At 62.9% G+C, this 21,236-nt stretch carries 20 protein-coding genes; 6 read left to right on the plus strand and 14 right to left on the minus strand.

Annotation, left to right across the window (positions count from 1 at the left end; genetic code table 11):
* Positions 1 to 30 precede the first annotated feature (30 nt).
* The 7 genes from M2281_RS02595 to M2281_RS02625 form a co-directional block, all read right to left on the minus strand.
* Positions 31 to 891 (minus strand): 23S rRNA (adenine(2030)-N(6))-methyltransferase RlmJ, encoded by an 861-nt coding sequence (locus M2281_RS02595; RefSeq protein ID WP_280819531.1) that lies wholly within the window; start codon positions 889 to 891, stop codon positions 31 to 33.
* Positions 892 to 893: 2 nt separating this feature from the next.
* Positions 894 to 1,505: a hypothetical protein gene (locus tag M2281_RS02600; protein ID WP_280819532.1), complete on the minus strand. Its 612-nt coding sequence runs from the start codon at positions 1,503 to 1,505 to the stop codon at positions 894 to 896.
* A 165-nt stretch (positions 1,506 to 1,670) separates the two neighbouring features.
* The gene (locus M2281_RS02605) at positions 1,671 to 2,240 is read right to left on the minus strand and encodes an AAA family ATPase (RefSeq protein WP_280819533.1); all 570 of its coding nucleotides are present in this window, start codon (positions 2,238 to 2,240) and stop codon (positions 1,671 to 1,673) included.
* The gene (locus tag M2281_RS02610; RefSeq protein ID WP_280819534.1) at positions 2,237 to 2,686 is read right to left on the minus strand and encodes a DNA polymerase III subunit chi; all 450 of its coding nucleotides are present in this window, start codon (positions 2,684 to 2,686) and stop codon (positions 2,237 to 2,239) included. The genes M2281_RS02605 and M2281_RS02610 overlap by 4 nt, the downstream gene beginning before the upstream one ends.
* Positions 2,687 to 2,743: 57 nt before the next feature.
* A complete protein-coding gene (locus M2281_RS02615) occupies positions 2,744 to 3,547 on the minus strand; it encodes an endonuclease/exonuclease/phosphatase family protein (protein WP_280819535.1) in 804 nt (267 codons plus the stop codon).
* Positions 3,548 to 3,679: 132 nt separating this feature from the next.
* Positions 3,680 to 4,213, minus strand: a complete 534-nt coding sequence (locus tag M2281_RS02620) for a hypothetical protein (protein ID WP_280819536.1) — start codon at positions 4,211 to 4,213, stop codon at positions 3,680 to 3,682.
* Between the two features lie 266 nt (positions 4,214 to 4,479).
* Positions 4,480 to 5,979: a leucyl aminopeptidase gene (locus tag M2281_RS02625; RefSeq protein ID WP_280819537.1), complete on the minus strand. Its 1,500-nt coding sequence runs from the start codon at positions 5,977 to 5,979 to the stop codon at positions 4,480 to 4,482.
* 355 nt (positions 5,980 to 6,334) lie between these two features.
* On the opposite strand from M2281_RS02625, the gene lptF reads away from it, so the two are divergent.
* From lptF to rsmA, 6 genes are all read left to right on the plus strand, one after another.
* Positions 6,335 to 7,537, plus strand: coding sequence for an LPS export ABC transporter permease LptF (lptF, locus tag M2281_RS02630; protein WP_280821089.1), 1,203 nt, complete (start codon positions 6,335 to 6,337; stop codon positions 7,535 to 7,537).
* Positions 7,534 to 8,622, plus strand: coding sequence for an LPS export ABC transporter permease LptG (gene lptG / locus M2281_RS02635; RefSeq protein WP_280819538.1), 1,089 nt, complete (start codon positions 7,534 to 7,536; stop codon positions 8,620 to 8,622). Before lptF ends, lptG begins: the two co-directional genes overlap by 4 nt.
* On the plus strand, positions 8,623 to 11,067 hold the full coding sequence (locus M2281_RS02640) for an LPS-assembly protein LptD (RefSeq protein ID WP_425537657.1): 2,445 nt from the start codon (positions 8,623 to 8,625) through the stop codon (positions 11,065 to 11,067).
* Between the two features lie 98 nt (positions 11,068 to 11,165).
* Positions 11,166 to 12,104 (plus strand): peptidylprolyl isomerase, encoded by a 939-nt coding sequence (locus M2281_RS02645; RefSeq protein ID WP_280819539.1) that lies wholly within the window; start codon positions 11,166 to 11,168, stop codon positions 12,102 to 12,104.
* A gap of 6 nt (positions 12,105 to 12,110) precedes the next feature.
* Positions 12,111 to 13,139 (plus strand): 4-hydroxythreonine-4-phosphate dehydrogenase PdxA, encoded by a 1,029-nt coding sequence (gene pdxA / locus M2281_RS02650; RefSeq protein ID WP_280819540.1) that lies wholly within the window; start codon positions 12,111 to 12,113, stop codon positions 13,137 to 13,139.
* On the plus strand, positions 13,136 to 13,960 hold the full coding sequence (gene rsmA, locus M2281_RS02655; RefSeq protein WP_280819541.1) for a 16S rRNA (adenine(1518)-N(6)/adenine(1519)-N(6))-dimethyltransferase RsmA: 825 nt from the start codon (positions 13,136 to 13,138) through the stop codon (positions 13,958 to 13,960). The genes pdxA and rsmA overlap by 4 nt, the downstream gene beginning before the upstream one ends.
* A 202-nt stretch (positions 13,961 to 14,162) precedes the next feature.
* On the opposite strand, the gene gmk is transcribed toward rsmA, so the two are convergent.
* From gmk to fabD, 7 genes are all read right to left on the minus strand, one after another.
* Positions 14,163 to 14,822: a guanylate kinase gene (gmk, locus tag M2281_RS02660; RefSeq protein WP_280819542.1), complete on the minus strand. Its 660-nt coding sequence runs from the start codon at positions 14,820 to 14,822 to the stop codon at positions 14,163 to 14,165.
* A 3-nt stretch (positions 14,823 to 14,825) separates the two neighbouring features.
* Positions 14,826 to 15,716 carry a YicC/YloC family endoribonuclease gene (locus M2281_RS02665; protein ID WP_280819543.1) on the minus strand — a complete coding sequence of 297 codons (891 nt, stop codon included), beginning with the start codon at positions 15,714 to 15,716 and terminating at the stop codon, positions 14,826 to 14,828.
* 97 nt (positions 15,717 to 15,813) lie between these two features.
* The gene (gene mltG, locus M2281_RS02670; RefSeq protein ID WP_280819544.1) at positions 15,814 to 17,004 is read right to left on the minus strand and encodes an endolytic transglycosylase MltG; all 1,191 of its coding nucleotides are present in this window, start codon (positions 17,002 to 17,004) and stop codon (positions 15,814 to 15,816) included.
* A 335-nt stretch (positions 17,005 to 17,339) separates the two neighbouring features.
* Entirely contained in the window at positions 17,340 to 18,602 is a 1,263-nt protein-coding gene (gene fabF, locus M2281_RS02675) for a beta-ketoacyl-ACP synthase II (RefSeq protein WP_280819545.1), read from the minus strand.
* 34 nt (positions 18,603 to 18,636) lie between these two features.
* Positions 18,637 to 18,873, minus strand: a complete 237-nt coding sequence (locus tag M2281_RS02680; RefSeq protein ID WP_106572369.1) for an acyl carrier protein — start codon at positions 18,871 to 18,873, stop codon at positions 18,637 to 18,639.
* Between the two features lie 323 nt (positions 18,874 to 19,196).
* Positions 19,197 to 19,934, minus strand: a complete 738-nt coding sequence (gene fabG / locus M2281_RS02685; protein ID WP_280819546.1) for a 3-oxoacyl-[acyl-carrier-protein] reductase — start codon at positions 19,932 to 19,934, stop codon at positions 19,197 to 19,199.
* A gap of 61 nt (positions 19,935 to 19,995) precedes the next feature.
* Complete coding sequence (gene fabD / locus M2281_RS02690; protein ID WP_280819547.1) at positions 19,996 to 20,937, minus strand: ACP S-malonyltransferase; 942 nt, start codon at positions 20,935 to 20,937, stop codon at positions 19,996 to 19,998.
* Positions 20,938 to 21,236: the final 299 nt, after the last annotated feature.

Raw genomic sequence — 21,236 nt, forward strand, 5'->3', positions numbered from 1 at the left:
AAGAGATAGTGCGCAAAGCCCGCGAGCCGGTCAAGCTGGCACGCTTTCTCCCGCCAGCCATTCGACCGACCACGCGGCCCCCTTCTCTTCGGCCAGCAGCGCGTGCAGCGCCGGCAAAAGTACTTTCAGCTCCTTTTCGAGCGTAAAGGGCGGGTTAACCACGATCATGCCGGTGCCGTCGAAGCGCGGCTCGCGAGAGGGGCGCCTGACCTCGAAGCGGATGTCCATCACCTTGGGTATGCCGGCTTCGGCGAGCGCCTCGCGGAAGGCCGCAACCGTCTTTCGGTCCTTGATCGGATACCAGAGCGCATAGATGCCGCCCGGCCAGCGCCGATGCGCGCGCACCAGCCCGTCGGCCAGCCGCTCGAACTCGCCTTCCTTCTCGAAAGGCGGATCGACCAGCACCAGCCCGCGCTTTTCCTTGGGCGGCAGATGCGCGCCCAGCGCGAGCCAGCCGTCGAGCTCGGTGACGCGGACCTGAAAATCCTCCGCGAACAGGTTCTTCAGAACCTGAAAATCCTCGGGGTGCAGCTCGATCACCGACAGCCTGTCCTGCTTGCGCAGCAGGCGGCGCACGATCAGGGGCGAACCGGGATAGGCCGAAACCTCGCCCTCGGGATCAGCCGAGCGCACCGCCTCCAGATAGGGCGCGAGCAGGGCTTCGGCCTCCGGTGATAGCTTTGCGTCGAGCAGCTTGGAGATGCCACCGTGCCACTCGCCGGTTTTCTGCGCTTCTTCCGACGAAAGGTCGTAGAGGCCAATGCCGGCGTGGGTGTCGATGACGCGAAAGGCCTTGTCCTTCTGCTTGAGATATTCGACCAGCCGCGCCAGCACGGCATGCTTGACGACGTCGGCGAAATTGCCGGCATGGTAGGCGTGGCGGTAATTCATGTTCAGTTCCCGTCGTCGCGATCCTGGCCCGCCATCATGGAGCGTTCCCCCCATTCTTCCAACCGCCTGTCGCGACGGACGGCGAAGATGAAGCCGGCGAGCCCGGCAGCCATTAGCAGGAAACCGAGCATCTGCAACACCTCGATTGTGCCCAGGGCGCGGGCGCGCAGGACGATGTTCACCGCCTGGATGTAGATGCCCTTCTCGTCGCCTGGCTGAATGGCGAAACTGTAGGTGCCGCCTTTGATGTCGGTGATGAGGCCGGCATCCTCGCGATAGACCCGCTCGTTGGTCTGCGCCGACTTGTCCGTCAATGTCGCGTCGGCAAAAGTCAGCGGCTTTGCCAGCACCGTCTGTCCGTCACGCATCACGGTGATGGCCAGGAGGTTGCCGCCATTGGCCAGGCTCGTGCCGCCGACCACGCGCATGTCGACCAGAACCTGCACCGGCGCATCGTCCGGCGAAAGCTGCTTCTCGATCGTGTGATAGCCGGTGGCCAGGTTGTAGACCTGCAGGACGCCGAGACTGTATCCGACCAGGTGCGCTGCCGCCCAGGGATAGCCAAAACCAAGCGCCGCTCCCACAAAGATCAGCACGAACAGAAAAGTGCGCATCGGGAACTCTCCCAGCCGCATCGGACCTGTCTGCCACGACGCGCGACGGCATCTCGACGGGTTCGAACTCCCGGATCGATCGTCTCCCCCAATAACGCGCAAAATCGCGCCCGGTTTCAGGAATGCGTCCCAATTGCACGGCAAATAGAGACGAGCTGTGAACAATCAGCCCGGCAGCTTCAGGCGCGTCATGATCTCGGTCACGGTTTCGTCCACGGTCTGCGCGGAAGTTTCGAGCCAGAGGCCGATATGCGGGGTCTCATCGTGCAGCACGCGCCGGATCTGCTCTGCCGTCCAGGCGCCGTAGACCGGATCGTCATAGATGTTCTTCGAGCGCGCCTTGTCGCGGGCGGTCAGCACCTCCGCCGAAGGGTCGAGCACCACCACCGCCGGCCGGTAGGCCTCAAGCCGTTCCGCCGCCCAGCCAAGAAACTCGCCCAGAAGGACGTCCTGATAGACGACGGTGAAGCCGGCATCGGCATATTTGGTGGCGACGTCCCAGGCGAATTCGTAGCGTATGCGGAGCTGCCGCTCGGCCTCGGGCGACGGGTTGGGGCTCATCTCGACCCGGCCGCCGATGATCATGCGGCGAAAGAGATCGCCGCGCAGATGCACGCTTTTTGGCAGCCGCTCGGCCAGCGCCTGCGCCACGGTGGACTTTCCCGCCCCCATCACGCCGGTGATGATGACGATGCGCGGCGCCTTGTCCGCCGCCCCTTCCATCGCCGCCGTCACGCCTTGCGTTCCCAGCGCCGCTCGGGCGTCTGCTGCCAATAGGTGACGGTGTGGCCGCCCGCCTTCATCTGCTTCCATTGAACGCGCGCAGCTTCGAGCTGGCCCGCGTCATGGCCGTCGAACATGAACACCGCGCGCTCGTAAGCGCCCAGATCCGGCGGCACGGCGCCATCGACCATGAAGCGAATGCGCGCCTGGTTCGCATTGTCCTGCCCTGTCGTCAAAAGCACCGGCTGCTCCTCCGGATAGGCCTCGCGGTCCGTGGCATGGGCAAGAAAGGAGTCGTCGCGGAAGGTCCAAAGATGCGCGTCCAGCGCATCCCGGCGCTCTTCCGTGCCGGTCTGCACCACGACGCGCCAGCCGCGCTGCACGCTCTTTTCAATGAGGGCCGGCAGCGCCTCTTCCAGCGTCGACTCGGTCAGATGGTAAAACAGAACTTCAGCCATGCCGCAAAACTACGCGATCGCGTGATGGATTGAAACGCCGACAGCGTCAGCCGGATTTCAGCCGATATCAAGCACAAGCGCGCAATGATCGGACACTTCCGGCTCCTTCACCACATCGAAATGGCGGATCGGGACATTGGCGCTTATCAGCATGTAATCGGCAAATCGCGGTGTCTTTTTGTAGAGCGAGGTGCGCGTATCGGTGAATCCGCGTGTCGTGATCAGGTCGGTCAGCCCGAGTTCGGCCAAAGCCGCGAAGGTCACGCTGCCCGGCAGCACGTTGAAATCGCCGCAGATCACCAGCCTGTCGGTGTCCCTTCGCGTCCGGTCGATCAGCTCGGCAAACCGCCTCGCCTGGACATGGCGCGCCGGCGTATCGCCCTTGCCGGCCGGATCGCGCAAGCCGTGCATATGGGCAATGGTTATTACGGACGACGTCTCATAGTCGAAGAGACGCACCGCATGCGCGTTTCGCGAGCGTGGATGCTCGCCCCAGCCATCCGGACTGAATTCGCCATGCACAAAATCCTGCGCCTGCCCGATCACGGGATAGGTCCGGCGCACGAAAGTCGTCAGCCCCCACTCGGAAGGATAGCCGACGTTGCCGTCATACAGATCGCCGCGTGCGGCCGGGCAGAAAAAGACCTGATGCGACGGCAGCGCCGCCGCCACCTCCTGCAGCAGGTTGGCCCGCTGCGGCAACTCCAGATCGTGGTCCCGGTAGATCAGCCATTCCTTGTCGACCGTCGGCGTCGAAACCATCTCCTGCAGACAAAGCACGTCCGGATCCGCATTGGCCAGATAGGGGATGAGCCGGTCGTGGACCCTGCCGCCCCAGGCATTCAGCGACATGATGCGCAAAAGTCGTTCGCTCCCCTGCTACCCGAGGACGCGCAGATGCGCGCGGCTGGTCGTTGGAACGCCTTTACGACATCGGATCGCCGGTGGGAACGGACCGGCGAGCGGGAACCCGCCAATCATAAGTGAGGGCGGCTACCGCACGGGACGATAGATTCCGATCTCGTCCATTTCGATCGGCTTGCCTTGAGCCAGGTCTTTGGCGGCCTTGCCCAGCGCGGCATCCACCTTCTTGGCGTCGTCGCCGGACGGGTCCATGACCGCGTTCATAAGCATGTCCACCGAAATGCCGAGATCGGTCAGGCCCAGATCCTTCTCGATCTCGGCGATCTTCATCAATCCGTTCGGACTCCGCTTCACCCTGTCAATTTCCGCCTTCAGCGCCTTGTAGAAAGACGACGCGGAATCATAGTCGTCCTGCTTGACGCCAAGCGATTTTGCCAGCCGATCGACCAGATGCACCTTTTGCGCGGTGACATCCATCGTGTTCGTGCTGAACAGGTCATCGGAAGAGGCTGTTGCCAATCCATCGTTGTAAGCGGTCTTTCCCAGGCCGTTCGCCACTACGACGAGATTGGCGCTGGGCGATGCCGAACTTGTCTGGAAGGGCGCCCTCTTCTGCATAAGAACCAGCGACAAGGGGACGTTGGCCGAGGATACAACGGTCATGCGAGCTCCTGATCGCGCACCCGCCTTCCATCATGGAAACGATGCACAAAGTTCGCAGCCACGGCATCATGCCGCGAGCAGATCAATATCGATCCACTACCTCACCCATCTCAAGATATGATTAATGAATGCTTCAGCATGTTCTAAAGCTTCAGCCGAAAAGATTTTGCGTCATCTCCCAAGCGACAAATTTCGCTTGGTGATGATGCAAACCGGACTGGCGCCGCCTATGCCGCCGGCGCCAGTCATAGACGTGTCGGTGCGCCTTACCCCTCGTAGTGGTCGCGCACCAGCTGGTCGAGCAGGCGCACGCCAAAACCCGAGCCCCAGGACTGGTTGATCTCGTTGGCCTGCGCGCCCATGGCGGTGCCGGCGATGTCGAGATGCGCCCAGGGCGTGTCCTTGACGAAGCGCTGCAGGAACTGCGCGGCGGTGATCGAGCCGCCATAGCGGCCGCCGATGTTCTTCATGTCGGCGTTCTTGGAATCGATCAGCTTGTCGTATTCCGTGCCCAGCGGCATACGCCACACCCGCTCCTGGCTGGCCTGGCCGGCGGTGGAGAGGTTTCCGGCCAGCTCGTCATTGTTGGAGAACAGGCCGGCATAGTTCTGGCCCAGCGCCACCATGATCGCGCCGGTGAGCGTTGCCAGGTCGATCATGAATTTCGGCTCGAAGCGGTCGTTGCAGTACCAGAGCGCATCCGCCAGCACGAGGCGGCCTTCCGCGTCGGTGTTCAGCACCTCGATGGTCTGGCCGGACATCGAGGTGACGATGTCGCCCGGACGCTGCGCATTGCCGTCGACCATGTTCTCGACGCAGCCGATGATCCCCACCGCATTGACCTTGGCCTTGCGTGCGGCCAGCGCATGCATCAAGCCGGTAACGGCCGCCGCGCCGCCCATGTCGCCCTTCATGTCCTCCATGCCGGAGGCCGGCTTGATCGACACGCCGCCCGAATCGAACACCACGCCCTTGCCGACGAAGGCGACCGGCTTGTCCTTGGCCTTGCCGCCGCTCCACTGCATCACCACCAGCCGCGGCGGGCGCACCGAACCCTGCGCAACGCCCAGAAGCGCGCCCATGCCGAGCTTCTTCATTTCCTTTTCGGTCAGCACCTCGACCTTGACGCCGAGCTTTTCCAGCTCCTTGGCCTGCGTGGCGAACTCCACCGGGCCGAGCACATTGGCCGGCTCGTTGACCAGATCGCGTGCCAGCACGACGCCGTCGACCACGGCCTGCGCATTCGCGAAGGCCTTCTTGGCACCAGTCGGGTCGGCGCACTGGATAGTGATCTTCGCCGGCTTTGCGGGCGTCGCCTCCTTGCCGTTGCCGTCGTCCTTGCGGGTCTTGTACTTCTCGAACGCATAGCTGCGCAGCAGGATGCCAGCCGCGAGATTGGCCGCGTCAGTCGCGCTGACCTCGGCGTCGGCAAGCTCGGCAACGACGGTGACGTCGACGGCCTTGCGCAGCTGCGCTGCGACTGCCCCGCCAAGCTTCAGCCAGGAATATTCGTTGAGCTCGCCCGTTTTTCCGGCACCGACCGCGACCAGGCGATCGAGCGGCGAGCCCTCTGGCGCCAGCACCTCGACCGAGCTGCCGGACTTGCCGGAAAACTCCGCCACCGGAAAGGCGCGGGAAAAGGCCATGCCCGGATCGCAGGCGCCCGCTGCCGCGCTGAGCGAGCCGCCCTCTGTAACCAGCACGATTGCGGTCCCCTTCTTGGGCGCGGCGAATTTGGCGAAGCTGATGGTCGGCATCGATGTCATGGAGAGCCTGCTTTCGATATCATGGACACGTTTTCACGCGACATTTCGTCGTTTTGCGCGGTTTGGCAAGCTGTAAGCCGGCTCGGTCAGTTTTTTGCTGCAATGTGGCTGTTCATCACAGACGGTCGATCAAACCGACCGCAGCTGCTAGTAGCAGTCGACGATTCGCGATCAACACTTGATTAACCAGCTTTCTTGGCTGTTTCTTAGCCACTCCCGACGAGAGTCACCATGCGCGCAAATGCAGTGAAGGACGGGATCCGCTTTCCACCGCCCACGCGGTGTGAATACCCTGCCGAACTTGGCAGGGCGGCGTGCCGCCATGAACGACCACAGAAACGGAACGCCGCGGCATATGAAGGTCGTTGAACGCTACATAATGCGCCGGACGTTCGCGATGTTCCTCGGCGCCATGCTGTGGACGCTGGCGATCGTGTGGACGACGCAGGTGCTTGCGCGCCTGAACCTTGTCACCGACAGCGGGCAATCGGCGCTCACCTTTTTCGAACTCGCAACGCTGATCCTGCCCTCGATCATCCCGATCGTGGTGCCTTTTGCGCTGATCATCGCGGTGGCGCAGACGCTGTCCACGATGAATTCCGATTCCGAGCTGGTCGTCATCAGTGCCGCCGGCAGCTCGCGCCTCATCGTGGCGCGACCGATGATCATTCTCGCGCTTCTGGCCAGCGTCTTCTCGTTTGCGGTCGACAACGGCATCGATCCCTACTCACGCGAACGCGGCCGCCAGCTCGTCGCAGCCGCACAGGCCGATCTCCTGTCGTTGGTGATCCAGGAAGGCACCTTCCGCAAGGTCGACGAAGGCCTTTACGTTCAGGTTGGCGAAAGGCTGCCCGATGGCCAGCTGGGCGGCATCTTCGTGGCGGATTCGCGCCAGCCAGGCACCGACCTCGTCTACTACGCCAAGACCGGCGCGGTGTTGCAGGATGCGGACAAGAGCATGCTGGTGATGAGCGACGGCGTGGTGCACCGCAAGTCGCCCGACGGCGACCTTTCGGTGATCCGCTTCACCTCCTACACCTTCGACCTTTCAACGTTTACCGCCGCAGCGGGCAGCTACACGATGTACCCGAAGGACCGCCCGCTGCCCTACCTGATGAACCCGGATCCGAACGACAAGCAGTTCCAGAAGAACCCGCAATCGTTCCGCGGCGAGGTGCACCGGCGCCTGACCGAGTGGCTGTATCCGCTGGTGTTCGCATTGATCGCGCTTGCCGTGGCCGGCGACGCCCGCTCGCATCGCGAGGGTCGCATCCACCCGATGATCACGGCAATCGCAATCGCGCTTTTCGTGCGCTGGCTGGGCTTCTTCGTCACCAATCAGGCGACGTCCGATCCTCTATTCAGTCCGCTTGTCTACGCGGTGCCCTTGATCGCCTCGCTCGTGGCCATCGGCTTCATCAGAAGCAACAGGACGATGGAGCTGCCCATGTCATGGGCCGACGCGATATCGAACTCGGCGCGCCGTTCCACCGAGTTCCTTTCCAGCCTGTGGCAGCGCCTGATCCGCAGGGAAACCACCAGCGGAGGGTCCGCGTGATGGGTTGGACGCTCGGTCTCTATTTCTTCCGCCGCTACGCCGCCATCACGGCGTGGTTCTTCATCGGCATCTATGCGCTGGTATTCCTGATCGATTTCACCGAATTCTCCAGCCGCACCTCGGGCCTGCCCAACTTCACCTTCCTGACCGCACTTTCGGTGTCGGCATTACGCGTGCCGATGATCATCCAGCAGACGGTGCCGTTCGTTGCGCTGTTTGCGGCCATGGCGACACTGATCTCGTTGAACCGCAAATACGAGCTGGTCATCGCCCGCGCCGCCGGCATTTCCGCCTGGCAGTTCCTGCTGCCTGCCTGCGTCGGCGCGCTGCTTTTCGGCGTAATCACGGTCGGCGTGCTCAACCCGCTCGCGGCTCATGGCCTGTCGCGTTCGCAGCTCCTGGAAACCGACATCCGCTCCGGCTCGTCCAACGAAGTGTCCGCATTCGACGCGCCGTGGATCCACCAGAAGGCGAACGGTGTCGACACGATCATCGGTGCACGCGCCATCCTGAATCAGGGGCTTGAGCTCTCCGATGCGGTGTTCTTCACGATCGACCAGAAGGGTGAAATCGCCGAACGCAAGGACGCCAAGCGCGCCTTCCTGCGCGACGGCTACTGGGAGCTGGTGGACGTCACGCTCTTCCGCAATGGCGAGCGTGGCGAAGCGCTGGCGACCGACCGCGTGCCGACGAATCTCAAGCCGGAGTTCGTGCAAGAACGCCTCGCCGAGCCCGAGACCATCCCGTTCTACAAGCTCCCCAGCAAGATCGAGGTGGCCCAGTCTTTCGGCCTGAGGGCCAACGCATTTGCCATGCAGTTCCACTCCCTGATGGCTCTTCCACTGCTTCTTGTCGCGATGACTCTCATTGCTGCAACAGTGTCGATGAAGTTTGCAAGGATGGGGCAATCTACGACGATGATTCTGGGTGGCGTCGTCGCCGGGTTTCTGCTTTATGTGGTTTCAGTTTTGGTGAAGGCATTTGGAAATGCGGGATTCGTGCCGCCGGTCGTTGCGGCCTGGTTCCCGGTGGTAGTGGCCATGTTTTTCGGGGTAACTTTCCTGTTGTACAGGGAGGATGGTTAGTTGGGGGGCGCGTTGACGACAGCGCAAAAGACGATTCGCCTGGCACGCCTCTACGGCGCAACGGCCCTCGCTTGCCTTTTCGCCTATGCTATGCCCGTCACCACGCCGGCTTCCGCGCAGGAGATCGGCAACCTTGCCCCCAAGATTCCGGCCGGCTCCCAGATGCTTTTGGAAGCCGACACGCTCGTCTACGACAACGACAAGAACACCGTAACCGCAGTCGGCGGGGTCCGAATCGACTATGCCGGCAACCGGCTGGTCGCGCAGCGCGTCACCTATGACCGCAATACCTCCCGCCTCATCGCCAGCGGCAATGTCGAAATCATCGACAGCAGCGGCACCAAGGCCTTTTCCCAAGAGATCGACGTCACCGACGATTTCGCCAACGGCTTCGTCAACGCCCTGCGCGTCGAAACCGTCGACAAGACCTATTTCGCCGCTGAAAGTGCTACCCGCGAAGGCGGCGTTCTGACCACCTTCAACAATGGCGTCTACACCGCCTGTGCTCCCTGCGAAGCGCAGCCCGACAGGGCGCCGATCTGGCGCATCAAGGCGCAGAAGATCATCTGGAACGGCACGACCAGGACGGTGCGCTTCGAGAGGTCGCGCTTCGAGTTCTTCGGCTTCCCGATCGCCTATATTCCGAGCTTCGAAATCGCCGACCCCACGGTGAAGCGCAAGAGCGGCTTCCTGATTCCGAGCGTCGACTACAAGACCAGCCTCGGCGCCAGCCTGAAGGTTCCTTACTATTTCGCCCTCTCGCCGACCTACGACCTGACGGTTTCCGCCGGCGGCTACACCAAGCAGGGTTTTCTGGGCGAAGCCGAGTGGCGCCAGCGCTTCAACTCGGGCGAATACAGCCTGAAGATCGCTGGTATCCATCAGAACGACCCCAGCGCCTTCATCGACAATGGCCGCTTCGGGGTGAACTCCGGGCCTGTAGACCATCCGAACCGCTTCCGCGGCATGATCGGCAGCAGGGGCAATTTCGACATCAATCCGCGCTGGGCCTTCGGCTGGGATATCCTCGCGCAGACCGACAAGAATTTCGCCTATACCTACAAGATCGACAGCTACAGCAAGTTCGATTACCTGTCCCAGGTCTACCTGACGGGCTTGAACGACCGGAACTATTTCGACCTCAGGGGGATGAAGTTCCAGGTCCAGGAAGACTTGCTTTATTACGATCCGCTGGCGCGCAACGACAAGCAGCCCTGGGTCCTGCCGTCCTTCGATTATTACTACACACCGGATGAGCCGGTGGCCGGCGGCGAGTTCAACTTCAAGGCCAATTCGCGGATAATCCATCGCAACGAGCTGGATGTCGCCTTTTTCCCCGATCCGTGGCACAAACATCACAAGGTTGACGAGGACGTCAAGCGCGTGCCCGGCATCCAGGGCAACGATGGCCGGATCACCGGCGAAGCCGAATGGAAGCGCTCCCTCATCACGCCCGGCGGTCTCGTGGTCACGCCTCTGCTGGCATTCCAGGCCGATGCCAACTACCTCAACGCCAGCCAGGAATCGATCGACGCCATCCACAACATGGCCGACAATCTCGGTGTCGTCGCCGACATCCGCTCCTCCTTCTATCGCGCGATGGCCACTGCCGGCCTCGAACTGCGCTGGCCGGTCCTGTTCTCGTCCACCAGCAGCACCCACATTCTCGAGCCGATGGCGCAGGTGTTCGCTCGCCCGAATGAGCCTTATGCCTCGACGCTCGGCCGCCCGAACGAAGACGCCCAGAGCTTCGTCTTTGACGCGACCACCCTGTTCGAGCGCGACAAATTCTCCGGCTATGACCGCATCGAAGGTGGCACGCGCGCCAATGTCGGCTTCCGCTATTCCGGCTCCTACGACAATGGCTGGACGACCAACGCGATCTTCGGCCAGTCCTACCAGCTCGCGGGACGCAACTCCTTCGACTCGCCGGATCTCGTGAATGCCGGCGCCTTCTCTGGCCTGCAGAACGACACGTCCGATTTCGTCGGCTTGGTCGGCATTGCCTCGCCGAACGGCTTGTCAGCCTCGGCAAGCGCCCGGCTGGATGAGCAGTCGCTGGAAATTCGCCGCGCCGAGTTGAAGGCCGGCTATTCGTCGAGCCCGCTGTCTGTGGCTGGACAGTATGCCTTCATCCAAAGGCAGCCGCTCTACGGCTTCGAGTTTGACCGCAAGGAAGTGACGCTCGGCGCCTCCAGCCGTTTCCACGTGAACTGGCGCGCCTTCGGTTCCGGCACCTATGACATCGTATCGGGCGTAGTGACAAAGGACTCGCTCGGCTTTGCCTATGACGACGAGTGCTTCTCCTACACCTTGTCCATGATCACCAAGCGCGACCCGCAGAAGATCGCGAGGGACGAACGTACCTTCGGCTTCAACATCTCCTTCCGGACTCTCGGAGACTTCGGAACAGCGGGTGGCACTTCCGCGAGTGCCTTGCCGTGACGGCCCGCCAGAACGGCCGTCATCCTTTCGCCGTATAGGATCGGCATCCGGAACCATATGTCTGTTCTGCAGAAAATCGACGACGGGGATCGATCAATATGATCTTGATCAGAAAATACCTCTTTTCAGCCAGTTTCGCCGTTCTCGTTGCTTTCAGCACAGCACCCGCAGTGCTGACCGCTGCACCGGCAGCCGCCAGCGAGATCAAGTATGTCGTCAATGGTGCTGCGATCACCAGCTACGACATCCAGCGCCGCGCGGCCTTCCTGAAGCTGCAGCATCGCACCGGCAACCTGAACAAGCTGGCCGGCGACGAGATGGTCGACCAGGCGCTGCGCACCGCCGAGATCAAGCGCCTGAACATCAAGGTATCGGACCAGCAGGTCGAGGACGCCTTCAAGCGGTTTGCCAGCTCCAACAAGATGTCGCCCGCGCAGCTGACCCAGGTTCTGGATCATGCCGGCGTCACAGCCCAGCACTTCAAGGACTTCATCCGCACGCAGATGAGCTGGAACCAGGCGCTCTCCGCCCGCTTCAATTCCCAGGGCGGCAGCATGAGCGAGCAGGACGTGGTGCAGCGCATGCTGCAGCAGAAGGGCAGCAAGCCCACCGCGACCGAATATATGCTGCAGCAGGTGATCTTCGTCGTTCCGGCCAAGGAACGCGGCCTGATCGCCAAGCGCAAGCGCGAAGCCGAATCCATGCGCGCCCGATACGGCGGCTGCAACACAACCCGCGAATTCGCCAAGGGCCTGATCGACGTCACGGTTCGTGACCTGGGCCGCGTGCTGGCGCCGGAACTGCCGTCGGAATGGGCGGACCAGATCAAGAAGACCAAGGTCGGCGGCGCCACCGGCGTCCGCGAGACCGAGCGCGGCGTCGAGTTCATCGGCATCTGCAGCGCCCGCGAAGTGTCGGACGACAAGGTCGCCAAGATGGTCTTCCAGTCGGAAGGCAACCAGGACCAGCAGGCCGAACAGCTCAACAAGACCTATATTGATGAGCTGAAGAAACGCGCAAAAATCGTTGAGCGCTGATCCGTTGTGCGCGACCGAGGCGATGACAGCATACTGGCACTGAGCGGCGGCGATCCTTCGGGCATCGGGCCCGAGATCGCCATTGCCGCGTGGCGCGATCGCGCGGCCGCGAACACCCCCGCCTTCTACATCCTGAGCGATCCCGACCTTCTGGCCGCCCGCGCGCGGCAGATCGGCGTCGAGGTCGTAATCGAGACGACGACGCCCGCCGAAGCGTCAAAGGTCTTTTCACGCGCGCTGCCGGTGGTGCCGCTTGCGGAAGGCCTGAAGGATACGCCGGGCCAGCCCGATCCCGCCAATGCCCCCGGCATCATCGAGGCGATCAACCGGTCGGTCGAGGATGTTTTCGCGGGCCACGCGGCAGCCGTCGTCACCTGCCCCATTGCCAAGAAGCCGCTTTACGATGCCGGCTTCCGCTTTCCCGGCCACACCGAGTACCTCGCCCATCTGGCCAGCCTGAAGACCGGCAACCCGGTCACGCCGGTCATGATGCTGGCGGGCCCCGAGCTCCGCGCAGTGCCGGTCACCATCCATATCCCGCTTTCCGAGGTGCCCAGCACGCTGACCCGCGTGATGATCGAGGAAACCGCCCGCATCACCGCCCATGACCTGCAAAGGCGGTTTGGCATAGGCAAGCCGCGTCTGGCCGTGTCGGGCCTCAACCCGCATGCGGGCGAAGGCGGCGCCATGGGCAGCGAGGACGAGGCCGTCATCCTCCCCGCGATCGAGACGCTGCGCCGCGAGGGCATCGACGCCTATGGCCCCCTACCCGCCGACACCATGTTCCATGCCCGCGCACGCGCTGGCTACGACGCCGCCATCTGCATGTATCACGACCAGGCGCTGATCCCTGCCAAGGCGCTGGCCTTCGACGAGACCGTCAATGTCACGCTCGGCCTGCCTTTCATCCGCACCTCGCCCGACCATGGCACCGCCTTCGGCATCGCCGGCAGGGGCATTGCGCGGCCCGACAGCCTGATCGCCGCATTGCGGCTCGCGCGCCAGCTCGCCGACAATGAGGTCCGCATCAGATGACCATCGACGGGCTGCCGCCGCTGCGGGAAGTGATCGAGCGTTTCGACCTGCAGGCCAAGAAATCGCTCGGCCAGAATTTCCTGCTCGACCTGAACCTCACCAGCAAGATCGCCCGCTCCGCCGGCGACCTGAGCTCGACCACGGTCATCGAAGTCGGCCCCGGCCCCGGCGGCTTGACGCGTGCTCTGTTGATGAACGGAGCGGCCCGCGTCGTCGCCATCGAGCGCGACGAACGCTGCCTTGAGGCGCTGGCGGAAGTGTCGGCGCACTATCCCGGCCGACTCGAGGTGATCCCCGGCGACGCGCTGAAGACCGATTTTGCCGCGCTGGCGCCGGGCGAAAAGGTCAAGATCGTCGCTAACCTGCCCTACAATATCGGCACCGAGCTTCTGATCCGCTGGCTGACGGTCGAGGACTGGCCGCCCTTCTATGCCTCGATGACGCTCATGTTCCAGCGCGAGGTGGCGCAGCGCATCGTCGCCAAGCCCGGCAGCGACGCCTATGGCCGGCTCGGCGTGCTCGCTGGCTGGCGCACGGACGCGCGCATCGTCTTCGACCTTCCGCCGCAAGCTTTCACGCCGCCGCCGAAGGTCACCTCGTCCGTGGTCCAGCTTCTTCCGCGTGAAAAACCGCTGGCGGCCGATGTACGCATGCTTGGCCGCATCACCGAGGCGGCTTTCGGCCAGAGGCGCAAGATGCTGCGCCAGAGCCTCAAGGGTATCGAAGGCGCGCGCCTGCTGGAAACAACCGGCATCGACGGCACGCGCCGCGCCGAAACGCTCGACATTCAGGAATTCGTCGCGCTGGCCAACGCGGTCTAACGCGGGGCCTTTTTTCTCATCCACGCGGACAGATTGGCGGGGTGGGCTGCGATCCCATCGCCCGTTCGCTTCGCTCGCGTCCTCTCCCCGAAAGGAGAGGAGACGCAGCGGTGCAAGTTTCCTCTTCTCCCCAGCGGGGAGAAGGTGGCCGCGTAGCGGCCAAATGAGGGGGCAGAAGCTATCCCCCTTCGTTAAGTGGGAACTACTCGGTCTTCTCGTCCAGCAGGCCCGACACGAAGTCGAACAAGCCGGGCCGGCGATCGCGGCGCAGGCGTTCGGCGGTGACGATGGCGCGGACCTCGTCGAAGGCGAGATTGAGATCGTGGTTGATCACGACGTAGTCATATTCCCGCCACTGCTCGATCTCGAGCCGCGCGTTCTCCAGGCGCTTTGCGATGACCTCTTCGGTGTCCTCGGCGCGGCGCTTCAGGCGGGCTTTGAGCTCCTTCATCGACGGCGGCAGGATGAAGATCGAGACGATGTCGCCACGCATCTTTTCCTTGAGCTGCATCGCGCCCTGCCAGTCGATGTCGAACAGCATGTCGCGGCCGTCGGCCATCGCCCTTTCGGCCGGCTCGCGCGGCGTGGCGTAGAAATTGCCATGCACCTCCGCCCATTCCAGCAGCGCGTCGTTGTCGCGAAGGATCTCGAACTCGCGCTGGCTGCGGAAATGGTAGTGGACGCCCTCGATCTCGCTGCCGCGGCGCGCACGCGTGGTGACGCTGACCGACAGCTCGAGGCTTGAATCGCTTTCGAGAAGATTGCGGGCGATGGTGGATTTTCCCGCACCCGAAGGCGACGAAAGCACCAGCATCAAACCACGACGGCGAATAGCGCTCGAAGAAATTGTTTCAGCGCTCATATGCTACTCCAGATTCTGTACCTGCTCACGAAACTGATCGACGACCGCCTTGAGCTCAAGCCCGATGGCGGTGACCGTCGCAGCGTTCGATTTCGAGCACAACGTATTCGATTCGCGATTGAATTCCTGCGCAAGAAAATCGAGCTTGCGTCCGATTGCGCCACCGGCTGCAAGAAGTGCCCGTCCCGATGCGACATGGGTCTTGAGGCGGTCGATTTCCTCGCGGATGTCCGCCTTGGTCGCTAGGAACGCCGCTTCCTGGTTCAGCCGCGCCTCGTCGAGCGCGGAGGAAGCATCCAGCAGCAGCGCAACCTGTTCGGCGATGCGTGCGCGGATAGCGGCTGGCTCCCGCGACGGGTCGGCCTCAGCCTTCAGTGTCAGCGCCTCGATCGTATCGATATGGCCGCCGAGTAGCGCGCGCAGAGCCTCGCCCTCGGCCTGGCGGGCCTGTTCGAGTTCGCCCAGCGCCGTTTCCAGACCAGCCAGCACGGCCGCGTCGAAGCGGGCTCGCTCCTCCTCGGTTTCCGTGGTTTCAGGCACTTCGAGCACGCCGCGCAACGCAAGCAGGCCATCGGCCGTCGCCGGGGCGGTGCCGAACTGTTCCTCGAGCCGCCTGGCAAGGCCGGCGAGATCTTTCAGGAAAGCTTCATTGACCACAGGCTGGCCGGTGTTGCCAGCAGCGCGGGCCACGTTGAGAGAAGCCTGGATGTTGCCGCGCGCAAAACGCTTCTGCACGGCTAGGCGCGCCTGCTGCTCCAACCGCTCGCTACCGTTGGGCAGCCGGAAGCGCACCTCGCAGGTCTTGCCGTTTACCGACTTCAGCTCCCAGACGATGGTTGAGCCGTCAAGCTCGGCGGATGCGCGGGCGAATCCGGTCATACTTTGCAAAGTCATCTCGCGGCCCTCATACCCGCCAGAAAGGCTACGGCCCAAGCCGCTCGAAAGATAAGAACAGGCGCGCCGCATTCGTCGGCGCGCCTCGTAGAATAGCCTATTGGGCCGGTGTCTGCTCGTCGTCTGCCGGCGGGTTTGCCCCCGCCTTGGCGGCGTCCTCGGCCTGCTTCTTCTGCGCGGCGCGCCAGCGTGCAACGTTTTCGTTGTGCTCGTCCAGCGTCTTGGCGAAGACATGCCCGCCCGTGCCGTCGGCCACGAAGTAGAGATCGTCGGTCTGCGAGGGGTTGGCCACCGCCTCCAGCGCCGCGCGGCCCGGATTGGCGATCGGCGTCGGCGGCAGGCCGTTGATCTGATAGGTGTTGTACGGCGTCTGCTTGTCGATGTCGGACTGGTAGATCGGACGATCCGCCGGACGGCCCTTGCCGCCGAACAGGCCGTAGAGAATGGTCGGGTCAGACTGCAGCCGCATCTTCTTCTTCAGGCGGTTGATGAAGACGGAGGCCACGCGCGAGCGCTCGTCGGCGCGGCCGGTCTCCTTCTCGACGATGGAGGCGAGCGTCACGAATGCGTTGATGTCGGCCAGCGGCAGGCCGGGCGAACGGCGCTCCCAGATTTCCTCGACCATCTGCTTCTGGTGGGCAAGCATCTTGTCGATGATCGACTGCCGCGTGGTCCCGCGCGTAAAACGCTGCGTGTCGGTGGCAAGGCTGCCCTCAGCCGGCAGCGACGCGGGCATGTCGCCCGAAAGCGCTTCCTGCTCGGCAATGCGCTCGAAAGCCTGCTCGACCGTCAGGCCCTCGGGGATGGTCAGCGAGTACATCACCGACTTGCCGCTCTTCAGCAGTTCCATCACATCGCGCATCGAAGCGCCGGCCTTGATCTCATATTCGCCGGCCTTGAGCGCCGAATCGTTGCCATAGGCGCGAACGCCGAGGCGGAAGATGCGCGCGTCGCTGATCAGGCCGCGGCGCTCGAGCTGGTCGGCGATCTCCTGCACGCCGGTGCTGGGTTTGATCATGAAGGTCTGGTCGACCGTCGTCGGGCCCCGCCCTTCGAATTCGACCTTGCCGAAATAGACGGCGGCGCCACCGGCGAGAACCGCCAGCACGACGGTCGAAAGCAGGAAGTTCAGGAAAACCACGAACTGGTTGCGCGAGGCGCGCGAACGCTTCGACGGCGGCGGCGTGCCGGCCTGCGGGCGCAGAGCTTCACTGGCGCTCTTCGGAACGATCGGTTTCGACGGCTCGGCACTGCGACCGATTTCAGCGTCGGATGGACTCGTTGTCATAGCGCCTCAACTCTTGCTCTTTGCGTCAGTTCCCCGCCGAGAGATCACGGGGCAGAATCTACCGAAACGGCCGACCCGACCCTAAGGGCGATTATGGCGAAATTCACGACAAGACGGGTCTTTCGGCCCGCCTTGAGCAAGATGGTTGCTCGTTGAACCGATCTCGCTCCAAGCTATTATTTTTGAAGCATGATTTTTCCCGAAAAGTCTGCAACCTTTCGGGACCATGCCGCCATTCTCAAGCATGATATCATCCGAAAGGTCTGCGACCCTTCGGATGAGATGCCAGTCTTTCAAGCATGCCCGAAAGGTCTGCGACCTTTCGGGATCATGCCCTAGCCGTTGTAGCGCTGGAAAATCAGCGAGGCGTTGGTGCCGCCAAATCCGAAGGAATTGGAAAGCGCAACATCGATCTGGCGCGCGCGCGGCTTGTTCGGCACGAGGTCGATGGCCGTTTCACGCTCGGGATTGTCCAGATTGATCGTCGCCGGCGCGATATTGTCGCGAATGGCGAGGATGGAGAAGATCGCCTCGGCCGCGCCGGCAGCACCCAGAAGGTGGCCGATCGACGACTTGGTCGACGACATCGAGATCTTGGAGGCGGCATTGCCAACCAGGCGCTCGACCGCGCCGAGCTCGATCGTGTCGGCCATGGTCGAGGTGCCATGCGCGTTGATGTAGTCGACGTCAGCCGCCTGCAGATTAGCGCGCTTGAGTGCTGCGGTCATGCAGCGGAAGGCGCCGTCGCCGTCCTCGGAAGGTGCGGTGATGTGATAGGCGTCGCCCGTAAGGCCGTAGCCGACGACCTCGGCGTAGATCTTCGCGCCGCGAGCCTTGGCGTGTTCGAGCTCCTCGAGCACGACAACGCCCGCACCCTCGCCCATGACGAAGCCGTCACGGTCGCGATCATAGGGGCGCGAAGCCTTTTCAGGGGTCTCGTTGCGGCCGGTAGAGAGCGCCTTGCAGGCCGCGAAGCCCGCCAGAGAAAGGCGCGTGACCGGCGATTCCGCGCCGCCGGCAACCATCACGTCGGCATCGCCGAACATGATCAGTCGAGCCGCGTCGCCAATGGCATGCGCGCCGGTGGAGCAGGCGGTGACCACGGCATGGTTCGGACCCTTGAGCCCGTGCCGGATCGAGACCTGACCGGAAACCAGATTGATGATGTTACCGGGAATGAAGAAGGGGCTGATGCGGCGCGGGCCGCGCTCCTTAAGGATAAGCGCGTTTTCCGCTATACCCTCGATGCCACCGATGCCCGAACCGATCATCACGCCACTGGCGTACTGGTCTTCGGGCGTCTTGGGCTCCCAGCCCGCGTCCTTCAGCGCTTCGTCGGCGGCCGCGATCCCGTAAAGGATGAAGTCGCCGATCTTGCGCAGTTCCTTCGGCTCAAGATAGGCCTCGGGATTGAACGTATTGTCGCTCCCATCACCCCGCGGGATCACATGCGCGATCTTGCAAGCAAGATCCTCGACTTCAAATTCTGTGACCCGCCGGGCGGCACTCCGACCGGTCAGAAGCTCTCTCCAGCCATGCTCCACACCAACGCCAAACGGCGAAAGCAGACCCATGCCAGTGACGACAACACGCCTCATCGCGGTAATCTCGGAATGCTGAGCTGAGAAAGCGTCAGGCCGAGGCCTTGTCGATGTACTTGACGGCGTCGCCGACGGTCAGGATCGTCTCGGCCGCGTCATCGGGGATTTCAACGCCGAACTCTTCTTCGAACGCCATCACGAGTTCGACCGTATCAAGGCTGTCAGCGCCCAGATCATCGATGAAGCTGGCACCTTCGGTTACCTTGTCGGCTTCGACGCCGAGATGTTCGACAACGATCTTCTTGACGCGCTCTGCGGTGTCACTCATTTGGGCATCCTCGTCTTCAATTTGTCTGTCTTCGTTAACGGCACGAATGCCGGTAATCAAGCTGAAAGATGTTCCCTGGGGAACGTGGTGACGGCGGCGGAGCGTCAGCCCCAACCGCCGCATAGTCATGGCGGCATTACACGAAAAGAGCCGTGCGTCCAATGCGAAAACGCCGATTTTGCGCGGTTTTGCAGCAACCATCTACAGAAATCGGCTTTGCCGGCCACCATTTGGCCGGGAGCGGCCCAAACCGCCCGGCATCCGCCCCTTGCCCTCCCCCTTCAGCGAAGCGGCCGAAGGGAAAAGGTTAACGGGCGGAGAGATCAGATCATGGCCATGCCGCCGTTGACGTGGATCGTCTGGCCGGTGACGTAGGAAGCTTCATTCGAGGCCAGATAGACCACGGCGGAGGCGACTTCCGCGCTCGTGCCCATGCGCTTGGCAGGAATGGCGCCCATGATCGCTTCCTTCTGCTTGTCGTTCAGCTTGTCGGTCATGGCTGATTCGATGAAGCCGGGAGCAACGCAATTGACGGTCACATTGCGCGTGGCGATCTCCTGGGCGAGCGACTTGGAAAAGCCGATCAGGCCCGCCTTGGAAGCGCAGTAATTGGTCTGGCCGGGGTTGCCGGTCACGCCCACCACCGAGCTGATGTTGATGATGCGGCCATTGCGGCGGCGCATCATAGGATGGGTCAGCTCGCGCGTCAGGCGGAACACGGCCGTGAGGTTGACCTCAAGAACGGCGTCCCAATCGGCATCGGACATGCGGACGAACAGGCCGTCCTTGGTGATGCCGGCGTTGTTGACCAGAATATCGACGCCTTCGAGTTCGGCTTCGGCCTTCTGGCCGAGCGCCTTCACCTCGTCGCGGTCGGACAGGTTGGCCGGGAACAGCTTTACGCGGTCGCCGAGCTCAGCGGCCAGCGACTCGAGCTTTTCGGCGCGGGTGCCATGCAGGCCGACGGTTGCGCCCTGCGCGTGCAGCGCGCGAGCAATCGCCTCGCCAATGCCGCCGGTGGCTCCGGTAACGAGTGCCTTGCGGCCGGTCAGATCGAACATTTTTGACTCCATCTCAAGAGCACACCCTTTAACACGGGTGGGGTCATTGGTTCTCAATTGTTCAGGCGAGCGCCGCAACCGCCGCTTCGACGTCGGCCGGCGTGTTGATGGCGCTGGTGGCGATTTCCTTGTCGATGCGCCGGGCAAGACCCGAGAGCACCTTGCCCGAGCCCACTTCGTACATCGTCTCCACGCCATTTGCGCCGAACCATTCCACCGTCTCGCGCCAGCGCACGCGGCCGGTGACCTGCTCGACGAGGCGGGCGACGATCTCGTCCGGGTTGCTCAGCGGCTGCACGACGACATTGGCGACCACGGGCACCACGGGCGCCTGCTTGGCAACGCCCGCCAGCGCTTCGCGCATGGCCTCGGCTGCAGGCGCCATCAGCGCCGAATGGAAGGGCGCCGAAACCGACAGCATCAGCGCGCGCTTGGCGCCCTTTTCGGTGCAGAGCTTTGCGGCTAGCTCGACGGCTGCCTTGGCGCCGGAAATCACCAGCTGGCCACCGCCATTGTCATTTGCGATCTGGCAAACGGAGTTTTGGGCGGCCTCGGCGCAGGCAGCTTCCACGTCAGCCTGCTCCAGACCGATGATGGCGGCCATAGCGCCCTCGCCCACCGGAACCGCCGCCTGCATGGCGTTGCCGCGAATGCGCAGCAGCCGCGCCGTATCGGCAATCGAGAACATGCCAGCGGCCGCAAGCGCCGAATATTCGCCCAGCGAATGGCCGGCGACATAGGCAACCTTATCCTTCAGCGAGAAGCCGCGCGCTTCCATGGCGCGAAGTGCTGCCAGCGACACCGCCATCAGCGCCGGCTGGGCGTTGGCGGTCAGCGTCAGCGTCTCCTCGGGGCCTTCCCACATGATCTGGGACAGTTTTTGGCCCAGCGCCTCGTCGACTTCCTCGAAAACCGCGCGGGCTTCAGGGAAGGCGTCGGCGAGGTCCTTGCCCATGCCCACGGACTGGCTGCCTTGCCCCGGAAAGGTGAATGCGACGGCCATGAATAGGCTCCCGGAATTGTTTCACTAAAAGGCCGTGTGGCGCAAGGAAGGCCGGAAAGTCAAGGCTGAGCATCCTTCGCCCACGGTCCTGTGCGGCTCATCAACGCCAGCAATCGGAACGGCGAGGAACCATCCGGCCTCTTGATGCGCACACGGAACATCTGCGCGAGCGTAAGGAGAATTGATTCCACTTGCCTTTTCGTCACTCTAGCTTTTGTGACATTTCAATGACAGTTAGATGACGATTGGGGTGGGATTGGGGTTCCGAGTTGGCAAGTCAGTACGCAGTGGCGCAAAGC

Source organism: Pseudaminobacter soli (ex Li et al. 2025) (assembly GCF_029892515.1).
Classification (GTDB): domain Bacteria; phylum Pseudomonadota; class Alphaproteobacteria; order Rhizobiales; family Rhizobiaceae; genus Pseudaminobacter; species Pseudaminobacter soli_A.